At 69.5% G+C, this 18,029-nt stretch carries 13 protein-coding genes and 1 pseudogene; 6 read left to right on the top strand and 8 right to left on the bottom strand.

Annotation, left to right across the window (positions count from 1 at the left end; translation table 11 throughout):
* Positions 1 to 10: 10 nt before the first annotated feature.
* Positions 11 to 2,743: a TonB-dependent receptor domain-containing protein gene (locus tag VNW53_RS00875; RefSeq protein ID WP_325552961.1), complete on the bottom strand. Its 2,733-nt coding sequence runs from the start codon at positions 2,741 to 2,743 to the stop codon at positions 11 to 13.
* Between the two features lie 409 nt (positions 2,744 to 3,152).
* Here VNW53_RS00875 and VNW53_RS00870 point away from each other — a divergent pair, with 409 nt between their 5' ends.
* The 6 genes from VNW53_RS00870 to VNW53_RS00845 all read left to right on the top strand — a co-directional run bounded on the left by VNW53_RS00870 (position 3,153) and on the right by VNW53_RS00845 (position 10,914).
* The gene (locus tag VNW53_RS00870; RefSeq protein ID WP_325552960.1) at positions 3,153 to 4,166 is read left to right on the top strand and encodes an SIS domain-containing protein; all 1,014 of its coding nucleotides are present in this window, start codon (positions 3,153 to 3,155) and stop codon (positions 4,164 to 4,166) included.
* Positions 4,163 to 5,305 (top strand): N-acetylglucosamine-6-phosphate deacetylase, encoded by a 1,143-nt coding sequence (gene nagA / locus VNW53_RS00865; RefSeq protein WP_325552959.1) that lies wholly within the window; start codon positions 4,163 to 4,165, stop codon positions 5,303 to 5,305. Before VNW53_RS00870 ends, nagA begins: the two co-directional genes overlap by 4 nt.
* 221 nt (positions 5,306 to 5,526) lie before the next feature.
* On the top strand, positions 5,527 to 6,786 hold the full coding sequence (murA, locus tag VNW53_RS00860; protein WP_325552957.1) for a UDP-N-acetylglucosamine 1-carboxyvinyltransferase: 1,260 nt from the start codon (positions 5,527 to 5,529) through the stop codon (positions 6,784 to 6,786).
* Positions 6,783 to 7,673 (top strand): N-acetylglucosamine kinase, encoded by an 891-nt coding sequence (locus VNW53_RS00855; RefSeq protein WP_325552955.1) that lies wholly within the window; start codon positions 6,783 to 6,785, stop codon positions 7,671 to 7,673. Before murA ends, VNW53_RS00855 begins: the two co-directional genes overlap by 4 nt.
* A gap of 339 nt (positions 7,674 to 8,012) precedes the next feature.
* Positions 8,013 to 10,415, top strand: coding sequence for a TonB-dependent receptor (locus VNW53_RS00850; protein WP_325552954.1), 2,403 nt, complete (start codon positions 8,013 to 8,015; stop codon positions 10,413 to 10,415).
* A gap of 37 nt (positions 10,416 to 10,452) precedes the next feature.
* Positions 10,453 to 10,914, top strand: coding sequence for a hypothetical protein (locus VNW53_RS00845; protein ID WP_325552953.1), 462 nt, complete (start codon positions 10,453 to 10,455; stop codon positions 10,912 to 10,914).
* A 40-nt stretch (positions 10,915 to 10,954) separates the two neighbouring features.
* On the opposite strand, the gene VNW53_RS00840 is transcribed toward VNW53_RS00845, so the two are convergent.
* The 7 genes and pseudogenes from VNW53_RS00840 to VNW53_RS00810 all read right to left on the bottom strand — a co-directional run.
* Complete coding sequence (locus tag VNW53_RS00840; protein WP_325552952.1) at positions 10,955 to 12,400, bottom strand: HAMP domain-containing sensor histidine kinase; 1,446 nt, start codon at positions 12,398 to 12,400, stop codon at positions 10,955 to 10,957.
* Positions 12,397 to 13,143, bottom strand: a complete 747-nt coding sequence (locus VNW53_RS00835; protein ID WP_325552950.1) for a response regulator transcription factor — start codon at positions 13,141 to 13,143, stop codon at positions 12,397 to 12,399. Before VNW53_RS00835 ends, VNW53_RS00840 begins: the two co-directional genes overlap by 4 nt.
* Positions 13,144 to 13,198: 55 nt before the next feature.
* Positions 13,199 to 13,984 (bottom strand): phosphatase PAP2 family protein, encoded by a 786-nt coding sequence (locus tag VNW53_RS00830; RefSeq protein ID WP_325552949.1) that lies wholly within the window; start codon positions 13,982 to 13,984, stop codon positions 13,199 to 13,201.
* 345 nt (positions 13,985 to 14,329) lie between these two features.
* On the bottom strand, positions 14,330 to 14,941 hold the full coding sequence (locus VNW53_RS00825; protein WP_325552947.1) for an ABC transporter substrate-binding protein: 612 nt from the start codon (positions 14,939 to 14,941) through the stop codon (positions 14,330 to 14,332).
* Between the two features lie 4 nt (positions 14,942 to 14,945).
* On the bottom strand, positions 14,946 to 16,841 hold the full coding sequence (dxs, locus tag VNW53_RS00820) for a 1-deoxy-D-xylulose-5-phosphate synthase (RefSeq protein WP_325552945.1): 1,896 nt from the start codon (positions 16,839 to 16,841) through the stop codon (positions 14,946 to 14,948).
* Between the two features lie 48 nt (positions 16,842 to 16,889).
* Positions 16,890 to 17,846: a farnesyl diphosphate synthase gene (locus tag VNW53_RS00815; RefSeq protein ID WP_325552944.1), complete on the bottom strand. Its 957-nt coding sequence runs from the start codon at positions 17,844 to 17,846 to the stop codon at positions 16,890 to 16,892.
* 2 nt (positions 17,847 to 17,848) lie between these two features.
* Positions 17,849 to 18,029 (bottom strand): annotated as a pseudogene (locus VNW53_RS00810) (4-hydroxy-3-methylbut-2-en-1-yl diphosphate synthase); the annotation flags it as partial.

Below are 18,029 nucleotides of genomic sequence, written 5' to 3'. Positions count from 1 at the left end.
AGATCGGACCCTAGCGCCTCGCGGTCAGCGTGAGGGCGAACGTTCTTCCCAGGACGTCGTAGGTGTCGGGCAGGGTGTTGAACACCGACCCGGCGCCGACGAAGGGGGGATCCTTGTCGAACAGGTTGTGGATGCCGCCGGTGACCGTCAACCACGGCCGCACGCGGTAGGAGGCGTTCAGGTCGAAGTAGTCCTGGGCGGGGATCCGGGCGTTCGAGCCGGGCGTGCTGTCGCGCACCTTGCCGATCCGCTGCCAGTTGAGCTGCAGCACGCCCCAGTCGAAGCCCCAGTTGATGTTGGCGTTGTGACGATAGTCGGGCTGCACCAGCGTCGTGGCGTCGCTGGAGCAGATGGCGCCGAAGGTGCCCTTGCAGTCGATCGCCGCGACGGTGGGGTTGGGCTGGAAGAGGTAGCGGGTGACGATGTTGCCCGCATAGGAGAAGCGCAGGCTCTCGCCCGGCATCCAGTCCGGGACGGGCATCGAGTAGTTCACGTTCACGTCGACGCCCTGCTGGTCGATACGGCCCAGGTTCTGGTTGTTGACCAGGGCGTTCAGCAGGTGGCCGTTGGCGGGGTCGCGGGTGACCAGGGCGCACAGCGGATTGTTGGCCACCGGATTGGTGATGTAGCAGCTCGTCAGGTCGTTGACCGGCTGGATCACGCCGATCGCCCCGAAGAGGTCGAGGTCGTAGTAGTCGACCGTGATGTTCAGGCCCCGCGCGAATTGCGGCGTCAGCACCACGCCGAAGGTCTTGGTCACGCCGGTCTCAGGTTTGACCTGCGAGTTGCCCCCGAAGATGTAGCTGCCTTCGAGATAGGACGGCGCGAACGAGTTGGTCGATCCGGCGGGCGGCGCGCCGAAGCGGGCGCATTGCTGGACATTGCCGGTTCCGAGCACGCAGGGGTCGCCGGCGTAGCGGGGCGTGAGCCTGGCCACGGTGATCAGCGAGCTGAACGGCAGGGAGGATTCCGTGGCCGCGAACTCGCCGAAGTTCGGAGCGCGGATCACGCGCTGGACGGTGCCGCGGAAGTGGATGTTGTCGTCGACCGCCCAGGTGAGTTCGGCCTTCGAGGTGTTGTGGCTGCCGAACACCGAATAGTCGGAATGGCGGAAGGCGTAGCCGAGGTCGAGCTGCTTGATGAAGGGCAGGTCCTTGACGATCGGCACCAGGAGTTCGGCGAACTGCTCGTTGGTGCTCACCGCGCCGCTGTACGCGGCCAGGGAGCCCTCGCGGAAGCTATTGCCCGAGAGCAGGGCGGAGTCCTGGGTGATGCTGAGGGTCTCGCGGCGGTACTCATAGCCGACCGAGAAGCCGATCGGTCCGGCAGGCAGCGAGTAGATGCCCGCCGTCGTGCCGCTCACGGTTCCGGCCGCCACGAACTGGTCCCGCACCCGATTGTTGCCGATCAGCGTCGAGCCGAGCGCCGCCAGGCCCGGCGCGCTGGGAGCGAAGATGTTCACCGTGTTGGCGATGGCCGCGAAGTTGTTGGCGCCTGCCGCGTTGGTGACCAGGCCGTCGCCGGTGATGGGCGACACCTCGCTGGAACGGCCGTACTGGGCGTAGGCGTTCCACTTGATGTCGTGGGTGAGGTCGCCGCGCAGGCCGGCCTGGAACTGCTCGGTGTCGCGCTGGGTGTGAAAGGTGATCAGGCCGAGGTTGGCCAGCGACTTGTTGACGTTCACCTGCGCGACGCCATTCACGAAGGTGAGCTGGCTGGCGATCTGCGGGGTCAGGAACGGATTGTTCTGGTTGATCCCGACGACCTGATTGATCGCGACCGGCGTCGGCCCGGGCGTGCCCGATTCCTGCGACTGCACGTTGGTGTACATCGCGCGGCCGTAAAGCTGGACGCGGTCGGTCAGGTCGTACTGGAAGAGCCCCGTGACGTTGTAGCGCTTGAGCGGCACGATCAGCGGGAACTGGGACGAAAAGTTCGACGTCTGCGGCGTGGTCGTGAAGTCGCCGCCCGAGGTGATGGAGAACTTCCGGCCGCTGGCCACGTCGGTGAAGTTGCCGCCGACCGGGGCCACCGTCGTGTTGGGCGTCACCGCCCAGTCGCGGGTGGACACGTCTGCCCGCTGCCGCTCGGTGTAGTCGAAGGCCACGACCACGTGCCCGCGGTCGTTGATCGGCCCGCCCACGGTCAGCGATCCGCCGAATTCCGAGCCTCCGTGCTGGGACGTGCGGTCCGTGGCGGACATCTCCACGCCTTCGAAGTCGGTGTTCAGGATGAAGTTGACGACGCCCGCGACGGCGTCGGCGCCGTAGACCGCCGCCGCCCCGCCCGTCAGCACGTCGACGCGCTTGATCAGCGACGCCGGGATCGAGTTGACGTCGACCGAGTTGCGGAAGCTGAAGGGCACGGCGCGCGTGCCGTCGATCAGGGTCAGGGTGCGGCTTTGGCCGAAGTTGCGCAGGTCGAAGACCTGGGCTCCGAAGGAGTCGCTGCCCTGGGCGGCCTGCCGCACGCCGCCGGCGAGCTGCGGCAACTTGGTCGAGAAGTCCTCGATCGTCAGCGCCTCTTGCAGCTTGATGTCCTCGCGCGTCGTGGAGACGACGGGACTGGTGGCGGTCAGGTCGGTGCGCGGGATGCGCGAGCCGGTCACCACCACCTCTTCGACGCCGGCCGCGGCGGCCGCGGGAGCCGGGCTCGCGGCTTGCGCGGAGGCTGCGCCCGCGCTCAGGGCCGACAGGACCAGCGCTACGGCGGTCGCGCTGACATAGGTTTGCTTGTTCCGCATTGTCTTCCCCCAAGTCGACCGTCGGCGCGGCCGTTCTCCTCTGTACCCAGACTATAACCGGTTCGGTACAGCTGAAAAGAGGTAAGATACCAATCAAGACCATGAGCGGATCGGGGTCGTGCGGGGCGACGCCTTGCCGGCCCGCGGAGGTCGGGCCTGGCGGCCACTCGTGGGACCCGGCCAGGCCTGGAATTGAAGGTTTCGCCGCTTTGAAGGAGATTCCACCCGCCGCTGGCCCAGCCGGCGCGGCTCGCCGAGATTCGCGCTGCGGCCGTCTCGAACTGCGAGGTGCGGGATCCCTGCCCGCTTTATAATACCACTAGGATACCGATTGCGGGGGATGGCGCAATGCTGGTATAGGCAGGGGAGGGGATTGGAACGGGTGCCGGTGCAGCCTGCCGAAACGCGCATGTTCAGGGAAGCGGCGGAGGCGGCGGGGCGGTTGCGCGTCCACCGCGACGGCGCTGCGGCCCGGGCGCGGGTGGCCGCCGAGGCCCTGAAGCGCTTCGATCCGGCCTTCGTCGCCACCGTTGCGCGGGGGAGTTCCGATCACGCCGCGACCTTCGCGAAGTACCTGATCGAGACGCGCGTGCGTCTGCCCACCCTGTCCTATGCGCCCTCGATAAGCTCGCTCTACGAGGCGACATCGGACAAGCTGGCCCGGGCCGCGATTTTCTTCCTGTCGCAGTCCGGCCGCAGCCCGGACCTGCTGAAGTCCGCCCAGGCGGCAGGGGAGGCGGGCGCGTTGCGGATCGGCCTGCTGAACGACGTCGAAACCCCGCTGGCCGAGGCCGTCGACATCGTGGTTCCGGTGTTCGCGGGCCCCGAACTCAGCGTCGCGGCCACCAAGAGCTTCATCGCCACCCTCGCCGCCCTGGTCGCCCTGGTGGCCGAGTGGACCGACGACGCGGTGTTACGCGAAGCGTGGAGAGCGCTCCCGGAAGGGCTGGACGCGGCCTGGTCGCAGGACTGGGCCGAGGCCGTGGCGCCCTTGGCGCAAGCGGACAATCTTTTCGTGCTGGGGCGCGGCCTGACGCTGGGGATCGCCCACGAGGCCGCCCTGAAGCTCAAGGAAACGGCGGGCCTGCACGCCGAGGCTTTCAGCATCGCCGAGGTGGCCCACGGGCCCATGGCGCTGGCGGGGAGGGGCTTTCCCGTGCTCATCTTCCCGCCGCACGACGCCGCGTCGGAAGGGCTGAGCGACCTGATCGCGGCCTTGTCGGCCCGCGGCGCGGTGACGCTCGTGGCGGGGGAGGGTTTCGGCGGCGACATCATCCTGAAGCTTCCGTCCGGACTGGATCCGGCGACCGCGCCGATCGCGGCGATCCAGCGCTTCTACCGCCTCGCCAACGAGGTCGCCTTGGCGCGCGGATTCGATCCGGACCGCCCGCCGTTCCTCAGCAAGGTGACCGAAACCCTATGAGCGCCGCGGCTTTCGTGGGGGCGGACCTCGTCACGCCGATCGGGACGGTCGGCGGCCAGGCGCTGCTCGTGCGGGACGGCCGGATCGCCGGAATTGCGCCGCGCGAGGATGTCGGCGTGGGCTGGGACCTCGTCGAGTTGGCGGGCGGCGTCCTGCTGCCCGGCTTCGTCGACGTCCAGGTCAATGGCGGCGGGGGCGTGCTGTTCAACGACAGGCCGACCGCCGACGGGGCGCTGGCGATCGCCGCCGCCCACCTGCGCTTCGGTTCGACGGGCGTCATGCCGACGCTCATCAGTGACGACCCGGAGAAGATCGACCGGGCCATCGACGCCGTCGAGGAGGCGATCTCGCGCGGCGCGCGGAATGTGCTGGGCGTGCATATCGAGGGGCCCTACCTCAACCCCGGCAAGCGCGGCATCCACGACGCCAGGAAGATTTCCAGCCTGGACGACGCGGCGGTTCAGCGCCTGATGCGTCCCGGCCTGGGCAAGCGGATGGTCACCCTGGCGCCGGAGCTGGCGCCGGCGGGGGCGATCGCCGAGCTGACGCGCGCCGGAGTCCTGGTCTGCGCCGGCCACAGCATGGCGACCTACGAGCAGGCTCGCGACGCCCTGGCGGAGGGGGTCGCCGGGTTCACCCATCTGTTCAACGCCATGACCCAACTCGGCTCGCGCGAACCGGGCATGGTGGGCGCAGCGCTGGAGGATCGCGGCAGCCTGTGCGGCCTGATCGTGGACGGCGAGCATGTTCACCCGGCCACCCTGCGGGTCGCCTTGGCGGCGCGCGGCGCGGAGGGGCTGATGCTGGTCACCGACGCCATGCCGACGGTGGGGTCGGCGCAGGCCAGCTTCCAGCTCGGCGAGATCGAGATCGAGGCGCAGGGGGAAGTCTGCAGGGCGCCGGACGGGACCCTGGCCGGCTCAAATCTGAGCATGGCCGCGGCGTTCAGAAACGCCGTCTCCATGCTGCGGGTGGATCTCGGCGAGGCGTCGCGCCTGGCGAGCGGCAATCCCGCCCGCTTTCTCGGCCTCGATGTTGAGCGCGGGCGGCTTCAGCCCGGGCTGGCCGCCGATCTGGTCCACCTTGACGGCGCCCTGCAGCCGCGGGGCGTCTGGTTGGCGGGCGAGCCGGTCATCTAGCGCCGCCGATCGCGCCGGCGATCGCGGGGCGCGGACGTAATTGGTCTCATTGAATGGCGGGGTTATAGGCGGTCCGGCCCTCGGGTAAGCGGAGGCATTGATTGATTTCAGCGTACCATAGACGTACCATTTCATCACCAGTGCGGACGAGTTTCGCCATGGACATCGCCCGGGTTCTTGGCCTTGATCGGCGCCCTGCGCAGAAGCGATAGGAGACCCGGATGGACCGGCTGATCGTCCGTGGAGGGCGTCCGCTCGACGGCACGGTGGACATCGCCGGGGCGAAGAACTCGGCCCTGCCGCTCATCGCGGCCAGCCTGCTCAGCGAGCGTCCCCTTGTCCTCACCCGCATTCCGGCGGTCACCGATGTCGACACCTTGCTGTCGCTTGTGGAGAGCTACGGCGTGCGGGTGGATCGCGACCACGCACACCAGGTCACCCTGGACGCGGCCCAGGCGGTCAACGTTGAGGCGCACTACGATGTCGTGCGCCGCGCGCGGGCGACCGTCCTGGTGCTCGGTCCGCTGCTGGCGCGGTTCGGTTCGGCCAGGGTCTCGCTCCCCGGCGGCTGCGCCATCGGCGCCCGTCCAATCGACCTGCACCTGATGGCCTTGAGCGCGCTCGGGGCCGAGGTGAGCGTCGAGGGCGGCTACGTCGAGGCCCGCGCGCCCGGCGGCCTTACGGGCGCGCGGATCGTCCTGTCTTCGCCGTCCGTGGGCGCGACCGAGACGGCGATGATGGCCGCCACCCGCGCCCGAGGCGAGACGGAGATCCTCAACGCGGCGCGCGAGCCGGAGGTGGCCGATCTCGCCGCCTGCCTCATCGCCATGGGGGCCAGGATCGAGGGCGCGGGGACCCACCGCATCCTGGTGGCCGGCGACGCGACCTTCCAGGCCGCCGCCCACGAACTGATTTCCGACCGTATCGAGGCCGGCACCTATGCGGTCGCGGCGGCGATCACGGGCGGGCGCCTTGAACTCATCGGCGCGCGGCTCGAACACCTTGGAGCCGAATGCCAGGTCCTGGAGCGAGCCGGCGCGCGGGTGTTTCCCACGGACCGCGGGCTGATGGTGGAGCGGACCGGGCGCCTGTCGGCCACCGATGTCTCCACCGAGCCGTTCCCAGGCTTCCCGACCGACCTGCAGGCCCAGTTCATGGCCTTGATGTCCGTCGCGGAGGGCGCGGCCCTGATCCGCGAGACGATTTTCGAGAACCGCTTCATGCACGTACCCGAGCTGATGCGCCTCGGGGCCGACCTGACGCTCCGGGGCACGACGGTGATGGTGCGCGGGGTCGAACGCCTTCGCGGCGCGCCGGTGATGGCGACGGACCTGCGCGCCTCGGTCTGCCTGATCCTGGCGGGGCTGGTGGCGGAGGGCGAGACGGTGGTCAGCCGGGTCTACCACCTCGACCGTGGCTATGAGGACCTGGCGCGCAAGCTGGTGCGCTGCGGGGCCGACATCGAAAGAGAGTCCGAATGACCGCGTCGGCAGGGCGGGCCGCCGGGCTTTTCCTGGGCGTCGACGGCGGCGGCACCGGCTGCCGCGCCCGAGTGGAAGACGCGGAGGGGAATGTCCTGGGCGTCGGGATCGCCGGTCCCGCCGCGACCCGGTTCGGCGTCGAGGCTTCGTGGAACGCGATCCGGACCGCCTTCGAAGGCGCCCTGCGCGAAGCCGGCCTCGACGCGGCCGACACCGCGAAGGTCCGCGCCGGCGTCGGCGTGGCCGGCCTGACCCGCATGGGGGCCCGGGAAGGCCTCGCGGCCTTTGCGCATCCGTTCGCTTCGATGGTCTTCGACACCGACGGCATGATCGCCTGCCTGGGCGCCCACGCCGGCCAGGACGGCGCCATCGTCATCGTCGGAACCGGCTCCTGCGGCATCGGCCGCGTCGCCGGCCGCGAGCTGAAGATCGGAGGCTATGGCTTTCCGATCTCCGACGAGGGAAGCGGGGCGGACCTGGGGCTGCGGGCCATCCAGATCGCCCTGCGCGCCCACGACGGCCGGCGCGACCCCAGCGCCCTGACCCGCGAAATCATGGCCCGTTTCCACGACGATCCCATCGAAGCCGTCGCCTGGATGGACAAGGCCACGGCGACCGAATACGCGACCTTCGCGCCTTCCGTGCTGCGCCACGCCGACCAGGGCGATGCGGTCGCGCGGGAAGTGGTGCAGGTGGCCGCCGAGCAGATCAACGAGCTGGTCCGCACCCTGTTCAGCAACGGGGTTCCGCGCCTCAGCCTCATCGGGGGTTTGGCGAGCGCGCTGGAAGCCTGGCTGGCGCCCGACGTTCGCCGGCGCATCTCGCCGCCGCTCGGCGACGCCGTCACGGGCGCCCTGGCGCTCGCTGGGCGCCCACCGCCGGCCTGACGTCGGTCGCAAGGCGCGGGTCAGAGGTTCGGGCGGACGCGCCGCGCCGGCGCCTGAACGCGGCAAACCGCAGGAAAGAGACCTTCCTAGAATTGGCGGCCGGCCGCGTTCAAGGCGGAAGATATTGAGAAATCTCAATGCTCGATCCGGCTCGAGGGCGATATCGGCGAGATGTCGATTTCCCGCGCTGAATCCATCACTTGAGCGGATGTAGTATAACTGTCGTCATTCCGTAGTGTTTGCTTCACTTGTCCTGAAAAGGGGCGTGACGGTTAGTCCCCGGTAGGCCGCGCGCAAGCCTCTCCTCGCGTGAGCGTCGGCCGAACAGGGGAATATTGCATGATCATCGACAACAGACGCGTGCGCCGCATGGCGTTCGCGACGAGCTCGATCTTGGCCTTGGCGATCGGCTCGGGCTTCGCGGGCAAGGCTGAGGCCGCCGCCGCGGCCGCGCCAACCGACGTCCCGGAAGTCGCGCAGGTGGAGGTCACCGCGCCGCCGACCGCGGTGACCGCGGTCGCGCCGGTGCGCGCCTCGCTCGCCGAGACCGAGCCGCAGGCGATCATCACCCGCAAGTTCATCGAGGAGGGCGCGCCCCGGGTCGGGGACTTCACGACCATCGCGACCTTCGCGCCGTCCATGGTCGCCAGGCCCAATCCGAACGGGCCGGGCCTGTCGGACGGCGGCAAGGTGACCATGCGCGGGTTCGCCGACGGCCAGTACAACGTCACCTACGACGGCATCCCCTGGAACGACACCAACGGGCCCAGCCACCACGGCACGGCCTTCTTCCCGTCCTCGACCATCGGCGGCATCATCGTCGACCGCGGGCCGGGCAACGCCACCGACCTCGGCCAGGCCAACTTCGGGGGCTCGGTCAATCTGCTGTCGCTGCCGCTGGAGCAGGTCGCCAGCGTGACGGCGATCGCCACCGCCGGATCATGGAGCACCTATCAGGGCGTCGTGACGCTGCAGAGCGGCAAGCTCGACGACGCCCATGACGCCCACCTGCTGGCCAATTTCCAGGCGCTCGGGACCAACGGCTACCTCACGTACAACCGCGCCTGGTCCAACAACGAGATGATCAAGGGCGACATCGCCCTCACCGAGAACTGGAAGCTCACCGGCCTGTTCGAGCATTCGACCGGCTTCTACAACAAGTCGGATATCGGCGACGCCAGCGTGGCCCAGATGGAAGCCAACGGGCGCAACTTCGCGCTCAGCAACAATCGGCTGCTGGAAAATTACTACGGATACAACTGGGTCCATAAGGACACCGACTTCGCCTACCTGCGCCTCGAGGGCGACCTGGGCCACGGCTGGCGCCTCAACGAGACGATCTACGACTTCGACTACAGCAACAACACCGAGTCCGGGGCCAACAACCTGGCGACGACGTCCGCCGATCTCGTCACCCTGACCCCGGGGACGACCTATCCCGCGCCGGGCAAGGGCTATTCGAGCACGCTGCAGACCGCCGGCGTCCCTGCCTACTACAAGAAGAATCAGTACATCGTGAGCGGCGACGTCACCAAGTTCGCCAAGGACACCGACTACGGAACCTTCACGGCCGGCGTACTCTACGAGGTCGCCAAGTCCAACCGCCACATCTGGGACATCGACGCCCTGACGGGCCTGCCCGACTACCGCGAGAAGTCGGCGACCACGCCGGGGCCGAGCGGGGTCTACGTCAACACGCCGCTGAACATCTCCTACACGGAGTTCTCAGGCTGGCATCAGTACCAGCCGTTCGCCCAGTTCGTCTGGAAGGCCACCGACCGGCTGACGATCACGCCCGGCGTGAAGTACGTCCACTTCGATCTCTATGTGAACGCTCCGGTGGAGAAGCTCTCGGTCGGGCCGCAGCCGCTCTACACCGACCAGGTGTTCACCAAGACCCTGCCGTTCCTCACCGCCAACTATAAGATCACCGACAGTTGGTCGACCTACGGCCAGTACGCCCAGGGTTTCCTGGTGCCGAACATCGGCAATCTCTACGTGGCGAACGTCTCGACCAAGATCGTTCCGCAGGAATCCACCAACTACCAGCTCGGCACGGTCTACAACCACGGCAACCTGAGCCTGGACGCCGACGTCTACTACATCGACTTCAAGCACAAGATCCAAAGCTTCATCGATGGGACGACCGGACAGAGCTACGACACCAACAGCGGCGGCGCCTACTACCAGGGCGTGGAGTTCGACGCCGACTACGCCGTCACCAGGGAATTCAGCGTCTACGGCAACTGGTCGCGCAACGAGGCGGTCGGCAAGGACGACCCGTCGAACCCGCTCTACAACGGCCACCAGCTCACCGGGGTCTCGAGCTGGACCGCCGCGCTCGGCGCCCGCTTCTCGCGCGACCACGTCTTCACCGAAGACGACACCCTGACAGCGGTGCTGATCAACAAGTGGGTCGGGCCGCTCTACGTGAACAACGCCACCTGCTCGTCGGCCCCGAACGGCGTCTGCGCCGCCAACGCGGTCCTGACCCCGGTCAGCGGACTCCTGAAGACCAATTCCGAAGCCAATCTGACGCTCACCTACCGCCTCGGCCGCTACAGCATCGAAGGGCAGATCCTGAATCTGCTGGACCAGCGCTCGGTCATCGTGGCCAAGGGCAAGGCCTATGTTCCGGGGACCAGCTACTTCGCCCAGTCCTCGGCCCTGGGCGGAGGCGCCAACGCGCTCGAGTACCAGGTCCCGCGCAACTTCGAAATCACCCTGCGCGCCCGGTTCTAGGCGGATGGCGAAACGTGGGTGGAGAGCGGGGCGGCCCGTGATCGAGCGGCCGGCGCAGGGGCGGGCGCTGTTCCATCCCGCCCGCCTGCGCACGGCGCACAGCTATTGCGGGGCGTTGTTCGCGCCGGCGCTGCTGTTCTTCGCGGTGAGCGGCCTGTGGCAGGTTTTCGACCTCCACAAGCCGCAGCCGGGGCGCGGCTTCGAGCCCCCGCAAGCGCTGCGCAGCCTGAGCGCGCTGCACAAGGACCAGACGCTGGCGACGCCCGCGCGGCCGGCGCGGAAAGGCCCGTCGCCGGGGCCGAAGCGTCCCGCGCCGCCGGCGATGGGCCTGGGTCAGGCGCTCCTCAAGGCCTACGCCGCGGCCACCTCGGCCGTCCTGGCGCTGGTCACCTGTCTGGGCCTCTACATGGCGCAACGGAGCCCGCGCGACCGGATGTGGATCGCCGGCCTCTTCGCCCTGGGCTTGGCCGCGCCGATGGCGCTCCTGTTCATTCGCTGAGGGCAGGAGGGGCGCGCGCCCCGGCCGGCCGGGTTCGGTCCTAGGCCGCCTTCGGACGTCCCGTCTCCGCGACGACCGGCGCTTCCGGGCTCGACTGCAGCCGGGGCTCGGGAAAGCTGACGGTGACCACCAGGCCGGGCGCGTTGTCCGCCAACGACAGCCGCGCCTCGTGGCGGGCGGCGATGGCCGCGACGATCGAGAGCCCCAGTCCGGAGCCCGGCGAACCGCGGCTCTGGTCGAGGCGGAAATAGGGGGTCAGCACCGCCTCGCGCATGTGCGCGGGAACGCCCGGCCCGTCGTCGCTCACGGTCAGTCGCGCACAGCCGTCGCGGGCCTCCACGCCAAGCCGCACGACCGAGCCCGTGGGCGTGTGGCGCAGCCCGTTCTCGACCAGGTTGGCGAGCATCTGGGTGAGCAGGGCCGGGTCGCCGACGACGGTCGCGCTCTCGGCGGTCACCTCCAGCCTGCGGCCGCTGGCCTCGAGGTCGGGCTGGAAGGCCTGGGCGACCCGCAATCCGATCTCGGCGAGATCGAAGGCGATCCCCTCGTCGGCCAGCCGCCGGCTCTCGATCTCGGCCAACTGCAGCAGGGCGTCGAACGTCCTCAGAAGCTCCATGAGGTCGCCGTGGACCGCCCTGACCGCGCGCCTGTGCGGCGGATTGAGGTCGCGGGCCCGTTCGAGCGCCTCCAGGCGCTGGCGCATGCGGGTGAGCGGGGTGCGCAGGTCGTGCGCCACGTCGGTGGTGACGCGGCGAAGCTGGTCGATGAGGCCGCCGATCCGCTCCAGCATGGCGTTGAACGCGGCGCTCAACCCATCGATGTCGTCCCCGGTGCGTCGGTTGGGGGCCGGCGCCCGGACATTCAGGCGTCCCTCCGCGACGAGGCGGGCGGCGTCCGACATCCCCTCCAGCCGCCGCCAGGCAGAGCGGAAAAAGAGCACCCAGCCCGCCAGGCATACCGCGGCCCCGCAGGCGCCCGCCGCCAGCAGCCGCCAGGTGACGAGCAGCATCGCGCGACGTTCGCCGGCCAGGTCCTTGCCGACGAAGAGCCACCCGCCTTGCGGCGTCCGCTGCGACAGCACCAGGAAGGTCCGCACCTGGCCGGACGCCATCGGCTGGTTCACCTGCGACCAGCCGGAACGGCCGCGCGGCGGGCTGAGCCGCCCGGCGAGACGCTCGCCATCCGGCCCGTCGAGACCGTAGTCGAACCCGCGCCACAGCCGCGTCCGGCGATCGACCGTACCGGGCAGGCGGCTTGCGCCCAGCCGCGTGATCTCATCCTGAAGCGAGGCCATTTCGCCGGTGATCTCATGACGTAGCGTGGCTTCGTTCGCCGAACGGATCTCGGCCCGCGCCATGAGGTCCGCGGTCCCGAAGGCCGTCAGGACCACCAGCATCTGGACGGCGGCCAGGCGGACGCCGGTGCGGCGCCAGAGCCCCTGGACCCGCCTCCGCGCGGCGCCGGCTACATGGCGCCCCACGCTCATGCGGTGGCCGAGGCGGCCTCGGGGCCGATCACATAGCCCGCGCCGCGCCGCGTGCGGATCAGCGGCGGGCCGCCGGCGTTTTCGAGCTTGGCGCGCATCCGGCTGATGTGCGTCTCGACGATGTTGGTCCGCGGATCGAAGTGGAAGCCCCAGACCTGTTCGAGCAGCATCATCCGCGTCACCGGCTGGCCGGCGTTCAGCAGCAGCACTTCCAGCAGCCGATACTCCAGCGGCAGCAGCTCGACCGCCCGATCGCCGCGCCGCACCTCGCGGGCGAGGCGGTCCATGACCAGGTCGCCGCATTGCAGGCGCGTGGCGCCCTGCCGCGGATCGGCGGTGCGGCGGCTCAAGGCCTTGACCCGCGCGTGCAGCTCATCGAACGCGAACGGCTTCACGAGGTAGTCGTCGGCGCCGCCTTCCAGGCCCGCCACGCGGTCGGCGACCGTGCCCAGGGCGGTGAGGAACAGCGTCGGCGTGCCCACGCCCCGGGTGCGCAGGGCGCGCAGCAGCGACAGGCCGTCGAGGCCCGGCAGCAGCCGGTCGACGATCATCACGTCGAACGTCTGGGCGGAGGCGGCGCTCAGCGCCTCCAGGCCGTCCCCGACGACGTCGACGCGATAACCCTCGGCGGCAAGGCTGCTCGCCATATGCCGCGCCGCCTCGACCTCGTCCTCGACCACCAGGAGGTGGAGCGGCGGTCCAGGCGACGCGGCGCCGGCCGCGGCGGTGATGACCCGATCCATGACGCCCTGGTAAGCGGCCCAGGCGACAGCTCGGTGACGGCGCGGCCGATTCCGCCTAGCGCCCGCCTGCGGACGCCATCTTGGCGGCGCCCGTGAGCCCCGCCGCCTGGAGCTCCGCGCGCGCCGCCTCGACCATCGGGGCGACCTTCGGACTGGCCAGGAGCTCCAGCCCCACGACCGTGCCGAGCACGTGGCTCGCCTCGGTGTCCGAGTGGTAGTGGGCGCCGCAGATCTCGCGGCTGTAGGCGTAGTCGGCCGCGCGGGCGAGGATGGCGTCGGATTTTTCCGGGATCAGGGCGGCCAGCACATAGCCCACGGAGTAGCTCAAGGTGGCGTGGCCGCTGGGGTAGGAGCTCCGCGGATTGGCGCCGGGCTTGTAGTCGCAGGCCACGATGCTGGTGTCGATCGCCCAGGGCCGGTTCCTCAGGAAGTAGCGCTTGGCGATGTTGGCGCTGACGGACTGCTCGTTGTCGACCAGCTCGAGAAGTTTGGCCGTCTGCGGGAGCTTCGCGAGGTCAAAGGCCGGGCCCAGGGTGCTCGCGAAGAGCGTGGGGTCCTCGTGGGTGTCGTCCCATTTCGCCTTGGCGTAGCGATCGGGGGTGCGGGTCCGGTAGACCTTCTGCAACTCGGCCAGGTCGGCCTGTTGGAGGGCCGAGCCGTCGGCCGGCGGCGCGGGCAGCAGCCGGCGCGGATCGACCTGGTCCGGGGTGAGAACCTTGAGCGCCTTGGTGGTCTTGGCCGGCATCGCAGCCGGCGCGGGCTCCGCGGCGACGGCCGCCGTCGTGCAGAGGAGCATCAGGCTCGCCGCGGCGAGGGCCACCGATTGGGTTCGAATGCGCATGGTCTCTTCACGTCCTTCGCAGGGGCGGCGGCGCCTCCGGGGCGTCGCTGCCGGGTCAAGCGGCGGTTCGGTCGGCCTCATGATCTCAAGGTCATGGATGCGCTGCCCGCCGAGGGCACCCGAACAGCTTCGCCGTGACGAGACAAATGAACAAATGACGACAGTCGCCGGCTGAAATCCGAAATCTTCAACCGCACGATGTTGAATTGAAACGGAATTGCGCAGGATTTCGGCGCTGGTCTGCTCTGGACGACGCAGACATTGAGATTTTTCAACTTGAAACGGGACGCTTCCCGCCGCGATGCGGTCCAGGCGCGGCGGCGAGCGCCCGCCCGGACCGGGCCGTCAGCGGCTGCGCAGGAGTTCGTCGGCGTGGCTGTTGAGCTTGCGGGTCAGCGCCGGCGCGCCGCCCGCCGCCAGGGTCGCGGCGTACTCCGACCGCTGGCCCAGGAGAGAGCTGACCGTGCCGTTGTAGTAGATGTCGATCACCTTCCAGGCGCCGTCGGCCTGGCGCATCCGATAGGCGAGTTCAATCGGCTGACCGGCCCCGACGAGGTGGGTATGGACCAGCTTGTCGGGCCCGCGCGTTTCGACCTTCTCGATGGTGAAGGTCTCGCCGTTGTAGCCGTCGAAGTTGTGCGCATAGGTGGCCGCCGTCAGGCGCGAGAAGGCGCGGACGAGCTCGGCCTGCTGGTCCGGGGGAACGGTCGGCCAGGCGGATCCCACGGCAAAGCGGGTCATCGCTGCGACGTCGAAGGTCTTCTCGATGACCGGCTGGAACATCTCGAAACGGCCGCGAGGTCCCAGCTTGCCGCCCTGTTTCATCATATTGACCAGGGCGTCGTCGAAAGCGTGGATCTGCTGGGCGGCGGGATCGGCCGCCTGGGCGTGCGCCGCAGGACCCACCGCCATGCAGCCGAGGGTCAGGGCGAAGATGAGGGCGAGGGGTCCGCGCATCGGTCTACGCCGTCTTGGCCAGGTGGACTTCGACGACGCGGACGATGTCGGCGGCGTTCAGGCCGGCGTAGGAATACTGCTTCTGCGGATCGTCGTGGTCCTGGAACTCGTCCGGCAGGATCAGGGTGCGCACGGAGAGGCCCGATCGCATCAGGTCGTTGTTCACCAGATAGTCGAGCACCTGGCTGCCGAACCCGCCGATGGCGCCCTCCTCGATGGTGATCAGCATGTGATGGCTCTGAGCCAGCCGGCGGACCAGATCGCGGTCGAACGGCTTGACGAACCGGGCGTCGGCGACCGTGCAGGAGATGCCGCGCATCTGCAGCCGCTCCGCCGCGTTGAGCGCGGCCTGCAGGCGGGTGCCGACGCTGAGCAGGGCGACGTCCTTGCCCTCGCGCAGGATCCGGCCCTTGCCGATCGGCAGCACCTCGCCCCGCTCGGGCAGGGCCACGCCCACCCCCTCGCCGCGCGGATAGCGGAACGCGATCGGGCCCGCGTCGTAAGCCGCCGCGGTCGCCACCATGTGCGTCAACTCCGCCTCGTCCGCCGCCGCCATGATCACGAATCCGGGCAGGCAGCTCAGGTAGCTCATGTCGAACGCGCCGGCGTGCGTCGCGCCGTCGGCGCCCACCAGCCCGGCCCGGTCGATGGCGAACCGGACGGGCAACCCCTGCAGAGCCACGTCGTGGATCACCTGATCGTAGGCCCGCTGGAGGAAGGTCGAATAGATGGCGCAGAACGGCTTGTAGCCTTCGGTCGCCAGGCCCGCGGCGAAGGTCACGGCGTGTTGCTCGGCGATGCCCACGTCGAACATCCGGTCGGGGAACCGCTTCTCGAAGAGATCGAGCCCGGTCCCGGACGGCATGGCGCCGGTGATCGCGACCACGCGGTCGTCCGCCTCGGCCTCCCGCATCAGCGCCTCGGCGAAGACCTTGGTGTAGCTCGGCGCGGCGGCCTGCCCCTTCGACTGCACGCCGGTCAGGACGTCGAACCGGCTCACCGCATGGAGCTTGTCAGCGGATTCGGCGGCCGGCGCGTAGCCGTGCCCTTTCTCCGTCACGACGTGGAGCAGCACCGGGCCGTCGAAGTCGTTGTCGCGGATGTTCTCCAGCACCGGCAGCAGGTGGTCGAAGTCATGGCCGTCGATCGGCCCCAGGTAGAGGAAACCCAGTTCCTCGAACAGGGCGCCGCCCGTCACCAGGCCGCGGGCGTATTCCTCGGCCCGCGCGGCGGCGGTGTGCAGCGGCCGGGGTAGCCGCTCGGCGATGCCGCGGCCGAACGCGCGAAGGTGCTGATAGCTCTTGGATGAGACCATCTTGGCGAGATGCCGGCTCAGCGCGCCGACCGGCGGGGCGATCGACATGTCGTTGTCGTTGAGGATCACCAGGAGCTGGCCCTTGCGCGCGCCGGCGTTGTTCATCGCCTCGTAGGCCATGCCGGCGCTCATGGCGCCGTCGCCGATGACGCAGATCACCCGGTTGTCGCCCCCGGAAAGGTCGCGGGCCACGGCCATCCCGAGGCCGGCGGAGATCGAGGTCGACGAGTGCGCGGCGCCGAAAGGATCGTACTCGCTCTCGCTGCGCTTGGTGAAACCGGACAGGCCGCCCGCCTGCCGCAAGGTGCGGATGCGGTCGCGCCGCCCCGTCAGCACCTTGTGCGGATAGGCCTGATGACCGACGTCCCAGATCAGCCGGTCGTTGGGGGTGTCGAAGACGTAGTGCAGGGCGACGGTGAGTTCGACCACGCCGAGCCCTGCGCCCAGGTGCCCGCCGGTCACCGAGACGGCGTCGATCGTCTCCTGCCGAAGCTCATCAGCCAGCCGCCCGAGGTCGTCCTTCGACAGATCGCGCAGATCGGCGGGTAGGTTGATCTGGTCCAACAAGGGACGCTCGACGCTCATGTAGGCCTCTCTAGATGTTTCAACCGGGCGGCTGGCCGCGCGTCGCGCTCAGGTGCGGCGGTTCAGCAGGTAAAAGGGCAGGGTGCGGAGCCGGTCGGCGGCCTCACCGAACGGAGCCAGGGCGGCGCGCGCGCTCATGGCGAGGCGGGCGGCCTCGTCCCGGGCCTGCTGCGCGCCCCAGTGGGAGACGAGGGTCGCCTTGCCTTGGGCGGCGTCCTTGCCGACCTGTTTGCCTGCGAGCTCCGCGGACCCCTCCACGTCGATCAGGTCGTCGCTGATCTGGAAGGCCAGGCCGAAATCGCGTGCGAAGGCGACCAGCGCCGCCTGCTCGCGGGGCGCCGCGCCGCCGAGGATGGCGCCGGCGAGACAGGAGGCCTCGAAGAGCGCCCCGGTCTTCTTGCGCTGAAGCTCGATGATCTGGTCGGGCCCGAGGTCGCGGGTCGGGGCCTCGATATCGATCATCTGGCCGCCGATCATGCCCTCGCTGCCCGCCGCCCGCGCCAGGGTCGTCACCAGCGCCGCACGGATATCCCCCGAGGGGTGGGTGGCCGGATCGGCCAGCAGTTCGAACGCCAGGGTGAGCAGGCCGTCGCCTGCGAGGATGGCGGTGGCTTCGTCGAACTGGCGATGCACGGTGGGCTTGCCGCGCCGCAGATCGTCGTCGTCCATCGCCGGCAGGTCGTCGTGCACCAGGGAATAGGTGTGCAGGGATTCCATGGCCGCCGCGACCCGCAGCGCGCCCTGGACGGGCGCCCCGAACAGCGCGGCGCTCTCCAGAATGAGGAACGGCCGCAGGCGCTTGCCGCCGGCGAACACGGCGTAGCGCATCGCCTCCTGGGCGCGGGCGTGCAGTCCCGCCGGCTTCGGCAGCAGGTCGTCCAGCGCGGCCTCCACCTGAGCGGCGGCCTCGGTCATGCCCGCCGCCAGGCGCTCGTGCGCCGCGGCGTCCGGCTGGGCCGGGACTTCATGGCTCTGGGGACGTCCGGCCGCCGCGATGCTGTTCAAATCTAGGCCTCCATCGCCTGTTGGGTCCGGGCGGGCGCCGGGGCCGCCTGCGGGACCGCGGCCAGCTCCGCGGCGCGGGCTTCGACCAGCTCGACGATGTGGTCGACCATCCGGTCGTTGTCCATCTTGTGGTCGGGCCTGCCGGCCACATAGACCATGCCCGAGCCCTTGCCGCCGCCGGTG

The sequence above is a fragment of the Phenylobacterium sp. genome, from assembly GCF_035569475.1.
In the GTDB taxonomy this organism is placed as follows: domain Bacteria; phylum Pseudomonadota; class Alphaproteobacteria; order Caulobacterales; family Caulobacteraceae; genus Phenylobacterium.
The sequence above is the reverse complement of the archived record's forward strand: the minus strand, read 5'-3'. Positions and strand labels throughout refer to the sequence as shown.

Coding starts and splice junctions, on each gene's coding strand:
- VNW53_RS00825 (WP_325552947.1), bottom strand. CDS start 14,941: ATGCGCGGACCCCTCGCCCTCATCTTCGCCCTGACCCTCGGCTGCATG.
- nagA (WP_325552959.1), top strand. CDS start 4,163: ATGAGCGCCGCGGCTTTCGTGGGGGCGGACCTCGTCACGCCGATCGGG.
- VNW53_RS00850 (WP_325552954.1), top strand. CDS start 8,013: ATGATCATCGACAACAGACGCGTGCGCCGCATGGCGTTCGCGACGAGC.
- VNW53_RS00855 (WP_325552955.1), top strand. CDS start 6,783: ATGACCGCGTCGGCAGGGCGGGCCGCCGGGCTTTTCCTGGGCGTCGAC.
- VNW53_RS00835 (WP_325552950.1), bottom strand. CDS start 13,143: ATGGATCGGGTCATCACCGCCGCGGCCGGCGCCGCGTCGCCTGGACCG.
- dxs (WP_325552945.1), bottom strand. CDS start 16,841: ATGAGCGTCGAGCGTCCCTTGTTGGACCAGATCAACCTACCCGCCGAT.
- VNW53_RS00870 (WP_325552960.1), top strand. CDS start 3,153: ATGTTCAGGGAAGCGGCGGAGGCGGCGGGGCGGTTGCGCGTCCACCGC.
- VNW53_RS00875 (WP_325552961.1), bottom strand. CDS start 2,743: ATGCGGAACAAGCAAACCTATGTCAGCGCGACCGCCGTAGCGCTGGTC.
- VNW53_RS00840 (WP_325552952.1), bottom strand. CDS start 12,400: ATGAGCGTGGGGCGCCATGTAGCCGGCGCCGCGCGGAGGCGGGTCCAG.
- murA (WP_325552957.1), top strand. CDS start 5,527: ATGGACCGGCTGATCGTCCGTGGAGGGCGTCCGCTCGACGGCACGGTG.
- VNW53_RS00830 (WP_325552949.1), bottom strand. CDS start 13,984: ATGCGCATTCGAACCCAATCGGTGGCCCTCGCCGCGGCGAGCCTGATG.